The following is a 4,854-nucleotide window of genomic DNA, read 5'->3' on the forward strand; positions in this document are numbered from 1 at the left end:
GCGTGTCGCTCGCCTTCCATTATCAGTCGCCGAAGACCGAGATCATCGCGGTCGAGCCCGAGGGATTCAATGGAATGGGCTCCTCGCTGGCGCATGGCGCCATCGAGACGATGCCGATCGGGCCGAAATCGATCTGCGACGGGCTTATGGCGAGGCAGCCCGGCGAAGCGCCCTTCGCGGCGGTGCGCGCGGCCGGCGTGCGCGGCGTCACCGTCGACGACGCCTCGGTGCGGCGGGCGATGAAGATCGCCTTCGAGCGGATGAAGCTGGTGCTGGAGCCGTCGGGCGCGGCGTCGCTGGCGGCGCTGCTTGGGGGAAAGGTGAACGTGGCGGGAAAAACCGTCCTTGTTGTGGCTACCGGCGGCAATGTCTCGCTCGCCGATTTCATCTCGCATATGAACGATGGGCGCATATGAAAAATGCTTGAAGCGGATTTCGTGATCATCGGCTCCGGCTCCGCCGGCTCGGCCATGGCCTACAGGCTGTCGGAGGACGGCAAGCACTCGGTGATCGTCATCGAGTTCGGCGGCACCGATATCGGGCCGCTGATCCAGATGCCGTCGGCGCTGTCGATCCCGCTCAACATGAGCCTCTACGACTGGGGCTTTGCCAGCGAGCCGGAGCCGCATCTCGGCGGCCGCGTGCTCGCCACCCCGCGCGGCAAGGTGATCGGCGGCTCGTCCTCGATCAACGGCATGGTCTATGTGCGCGGCCATGCGCGCGACTTCGACCACTGGGCCGAACAGGGCGCAACCGGCTGGGGCTTCGCCGACGTGCTTCCCTACTTCAAGCGCATGGAGGATTCCGACGGCGGCGAGGATGGCTGGCGGGGCAAACGCGGCCCGCTGCATGTCCAACGCGGCACGCGCAGGAACCCGCTCTACGGCGCCTTCGTCGAGGCCGGCCGCCAGGCCGGTTTCGAGCTGACCGACGACTACAACGGATCGAAGCAGGAAGGCTTCGGCCCGATGGAGCAGACCATTCTCGGCGGCCGCCGCTGGTCGGCGGCGAACGCCTATCTGAAGCCGGCTCTGAAACGCAAAAACGTCACCTTGGTCAAGGGCTTCGCTCGCCGCGTGGTGATCGAGAATCAACGCGCCATCGGGGTCGAGATCGAAGCTAACAAACAGATTCAAATCGTTAAGGCGCGACGTGAAGTGATCGTCGCGGCATCGTCGATCAATTCGCCGAAGATCCTGATGCTGTCGGGCATCGGCCCGGGCGCGCATCTGCAGGAAAACGGCATCCAGGTCGTTGCCGACCGGCCAGGCGTCGGCCGCAATCTGCAGGACCATATGGAACTCTACATCCAGCAGGAATCGACCAAGCCGATCACGCTGAATTCGGTGCTCAACCCCTTCTCCAAAGCGTTGATCGGCGCACAGTGGCTGTTCTTCAGGACCGGCCTCGGCGCCACCAACCATTTCGAGGCCGCGGCTTTCGTGCGCTCGCAGGCCGGCGTCGACTATCCAGACATCCAGTACCACTTCATTCCGGCGGCGGTGCGCTACGACGGCAAGGCGGCAGCGAAGTCGCACGGCTTCCAGGCGCATGTCGGGCCGATGCGCTCGAAGTCGCGCGGCTCGGTGACGCTGCGCTCGCCCGATGCGAAAGCGAAGCCGGTGATCCGCTTCAACTACATGTCGCATCCGGACGACTGGACGGAGTTCCGCCACTGCATTCGGCTGACGCGCGAGATCTTTGGGCAGAAGGCCTTCGACAGCTTTCGCGGCAAGGAGATCTCGCCCGGCAGTCATGTGCAGTCGGACGAGGATCTGGACGCCTTCATCAGGGATCACGCCGAGAGCGCCTACCATCCTTGCGGCACCTGCAAGATGGGCCGCGCCGACGATCTGACGAGCGTCGTCGACCCGGAATGCCGCGTCATCGGCGTCGAGGGCCTGCGCGTCGCCGACTCCTCGATCTTCCCGCGCGTCACCAATGGCAACCTCAATGCGCCGTCGATCATGACCGGCGAGAAGGCTTCCGACCACATCCTTGGGCGGACGCCGCTGGCGCCGTCCAACCAGGAACCCTGGATCAATCCGCGCTGGCAGGCGGCGGATCGATAGGGCATTGTCAGGCTGGCGCCCTCCCGCCCAGCGACCATCAATGGAGAAGACCATGCGCGCCCAGCCCACGGCATCGCACTATGTCAACGGCCGCTACATCGAGGACGAGGGCGGCGCGCCGCTGCCTGTGATCTATCCGGCCACGGGCGAGACCATCGCCACGCTGCATTCCGCGACGCCGAACGTGCTGGAACTGGCGATCGAGGCCGCGCGCGCGGCGCAGCCGGCCTGGGCTCGGCTGAAGCCGGTCGAGCGCGGCCGCATCCTGCGCCGCGCCGCCGACATTCTTCGCGCCCGCAATGCCGACCTCGCGCGCATCGAGACGCTGGACACCGGCAAGGCTATCCAGGAGACGCTGGTGGCGGACGCGCCCTCGGCGGCGGATTGCCTGGAATATTTCGGCGGCGCGGTCGCCGCCTTCAATGGCGAGGCGGTCGATCTCGGCGGACCTTTCGCCTACACGCGGCGCGAAGCGCTTGGCGTCTGCGTCGGCATCGGCGCCTGGAACTATCCGATCCAGATCGCCGGTTGGAAATCCGCCCCGGCGCTCGCCATGGGCAACGCCATGGTGTTCAAGCCATCGGAGAACACGCCGCTGTCGGCGCTGGCGCTGGCCGAGATCTACTCGGAGGCCGGCCTGCCCGACGGGCTGTTCAACGTCGTGCAGGGCTATGGCGATGTCGGCGCCGGCCTGGTCGGCCACGATGTCGTGGCCAAGGTTTCGGTGACCGGCTCGGTGCCGACCGGGCGCAAGGTGCTGTCGCTCGCCGGCTCGAAGATGAAGCACGCGACGATGGAGCTCGGCGGCAAGTCGCCGCTGATCGTCTTCGACGACGCCGATCTCGAAAACGCCATCGGCGGCGCCATGCTCGGCAACTTTTACTCGACCGGTCAAATCTGCTCCAACGGTACGCGTGTCTTCGTGCAGAAGGGCATCCACGACCGTTTCGTCGACCGTCTGGTAGAGCGCACCAAGAAGATCCGCATCGGTGACCCGCTCGATCCGGAAACGCAGATGGGGCCTCTGGTCAACAAGGCGCAGCAGGAGAAGGTCGTCTCCTACATCGCGACCGGCAGGCAGGACGGCGCTGCCCTCGCCTGCGGTGGTAGCGTGCCCTCGCTGCAGGGTTTTCAGGGCGGCTTCTTCGTCGAGCCGACGGTGTTCACCGGCGTCACCGATACGATGCGCATCGCCCGCGAAGAGATATTCGGGCCGGTGATGAGCGTGCTGAAGTTCGACAGCGAGGACGAGGTGATCGAGCGCGCCAACGACACCGAATTCGGGCTCGCCGCCGGGGTCTTCACCCGCGACCTGCCGCGCGCCCACCGGGTCATTGCCGAACTGCAAGCCGGCACCTGCTGGATCAACGCCTACAATCTGACGCCGGTGGAAATCCCCTTCGGCGGCGTCAAGCAATCCGGTATCGGGCGCGAGAACTCGCTTGCGGCGCTGGCACTCTACTCGCAGCTGAAGGCGGTCTATGTCGAGACGGGGGACGTGGCGAGCCCGTATTGAGGGGCTGGCGCGAGGCACGCCTAATCTCCCCCCTTGAGGCGGAGATGTCGCCGAAGGCGACAAAGGGGGTCGCCGCGCGTGGGGCGCTAGCTTTATCCTGTCGGAAAAGAAGGTCGTGTCCAGTCGAACCGACCCCCTCTGGCCTGCCGGCCATCTCCTGGGGGGAGATTGGCGGCTTCAGCCTCCCTCCCCGGCCGTTCCATCCAGATACTGCGTCAGCGCGCAGACGAGGTGGTAGAAAATGCTGGCCGGCACGTCGGTCGCCAGCGAGCGGCCGCGTTCGTCGATGCGGTCGATCCAGAGGCCGAGCGGCGCCGGGTCGATGTGCCAGCGGAACAGGCGGCCGACGCGCGCCTCGATCTCCGGCTTGAGGTCAGGCCCGCCCGTGCCGTCAAGCGCGATCGCCGCCTTGACCGCTTCGGCCTGCGGCCAGCTGCGCGACACCCGGTCGAGCGGCAGGCCTTGCCTGGAGACAGCGCCGTAGGAAAGGCCGGTGGCGCGGTTGAGGCCGTTGGCGACGGCGGAGGCATAGAGCTTGCGGGCAAAGGCGGTGAGCTCGGTCTGGCCGCTGCGGCCGGCGAAATCGGTGAGCAGCGAGGCCCATTCGAAATGATGGCCGGGCTCGGTCCAGCTGCCCTTCTCGCCGGCCACCGGCTTCCAGCCGTCGTCGAAATGTTCGCCAAGCGTCCAGCTTTCCGGATCGAAAAAGTGGCTGCGGAAGAGGTCGATGATCTGCGCCGCGCGGCGCAGATAGGCGCGCTCGCCGGTCGCCTGATGCCAGGCGAGGAAGGCTTCGAGCAGATGCATATGCGGGTTGGAGCGCCGCTCACCTTCGCCGTCGGACGTTTCGAGGAAGCCGGTCATGCGGCTGTCCTCGAGATGGGCGTCGAGAAAAGCAAAGGTCTCCTCGCCGAGCCGGAGCGCGTCGGCATGACCCGATATATGGGCGTGCGCCAGCGCCAGCAGCACGCAGGAATGGTCGTAGGCATCCTCGGTCGGGTCGGCGACCGAGCCGTCGATGTTGAGCGTGCGCACCCAGCCGCCCCTTGCGGTGCGGCCCTTGCCGGTCATGAAATCGATGCCATGGGCGATCAGCCGGTCGGCCGGGCCGGTCCAGCCGCGTTCCTTGGCCACCGCGAAAGCATAGACCTGGCGCGCCTGCGTGCGCATGCGCTTGGGCTTCATCAGCGGCGAGCCGTCGAAGCCGAGCGCCTCATGGAAGCCGCCATGACGCTCGTCGACGCCCGATGTCGACCACAGCGGCAG

The 4,854-nt window shown here is 66.5% G+C and carries 4 protein-coding genes; 3 read left to right on the top strand and 1 reads right to left on the bottom strand.

Annotation, left to right across the window (positions count from 1 at the left end):
• From EN780_RS27600 to betB, 3 genes are all read left to right on the top strand, one after another.
• On the top strand, positions 1–416 hold a 416-nt coding region (locus EN780_RS27600; protein ID WP_128275878.1), incomplete at its 5' end, for a pyridoxal-phosphate dependent enzyme.
• A 3-nt stretch (positions 417–419) separates the two neighbouring features.
• Positions 420–2,072 carry a choline dehydrogenase gene (betA, locus tag EN780_RS27605; protein ID WP_128275879.1) on the top strand — a complete coding sequence of 551 codons (1,653 nt, stop codon included), beginning with the start codon at positions 420–422 and terminating at the stop codon, positions 2,070–2,072.
• A 52-nt stretch (positions 2,073–2,124) separates the two neighbouring features.
• Positions 2,125–3,588, top strand: a complete 1,464-nt coding sequence (gene betB, locus EN780_RS27610) for a betaine-aldehyde dehydrogenase (RefSeq protein ID WP_128275880.1) — start codon at positions 2,125–2,127, stop codon at positions 3,586–3,588.
• 177 nt (positions 3,589–3,765) lie between these two features.
• On the opposite strand, the gene EN780_RS27615 is transcribed toward betB, so the two are convergent.
• Positions 3,766–4,854: AGE family epimerase/isomerase (locus EN780_RS27615; protein ID WP_133372737.1), on the bottom strand; the 1,089-nt coding region annotated here is incomplete at its 5' end.

The organism is Mesorhizobium sp. M4B.F.Ca.ET.089.01.1.1 (assembly GCF_004022605.1).
Classification (GTDB): Bacteria; Pseudomonadota; Alphaproteobacteria; order Rhizobiales; family Rhizobiaceae; genus Mesorhizobium; species Mesorhizobium abyssinicae.